Consider the following 648-nt stretch of genomic DNA (forward strand, 5'->3'; position numbering starts at 1 on the left):
TCATCTTCCGACCTACCTTTCCAAGCACCGCAAAGAGAATTACACATCAGCAGGCAGTTTGTTTGAGCCTGACTTCGAAGCTATTTATATGCAAAAACCAGATCTGATCTTGGTTGGCCCGCGTGGCTCCGCGAAATATGAAGAGCTAAGTGAAATTGCCCCAACGGTTGTGTTTGCAGCTAAAGAAGGCGAAGGCTACTGGGAAGGCACGCAGGCTCAATGGCGTAACATTGGCAAAATCTTCAACATTGAAGACAAAGTCGAGCAAAAGATTGAAACATTGGATGCTCAATTTAAAGCGATTCGCGACTACAACCAAACGAACAATAACGATGCACTAACGATTTTGAGCATCGGTGACAACATCAGTGCCTTTGGTGCGAAGTCCCGCTTCGGTGCGATTTACAATGACTTTGGTTTCATTGAAACGGTAAAAAACATCAAGACTGGTACACACGGTGACGTGATTTCTTACGAGTTTATCCGCGAAGCTGATCCGAAAAACATTTTGGTGATCGACCGTAACTCGCTGCATGCGAAGCCGAGCCAAGACCTTCGTAAATCGATGGACAATGATTTGGTGAAAGCGACAACGGCATACAAGAACCAAAAAATTACGTTCTTGGATGTTGATGCTTGGTACTTGGC

The 648-nt window shown here is 45.1% G+C and carries 1 protein-coding gene; it reads left to right on the top strand.

Features of this window, described 5'->3' with window-relative positions; all coding sequences use genetic code 11:
- On the top strand, window positions 1–648 hold a 648-nt coding region (locus R7093_RS26045), incomplete at both ends, for a siderophore ABC transporter substrate-binding protein (RefSeq protein WP_318147122.1).

The organism is Vibrio sp. 1580, assembly GCF_033340055.1.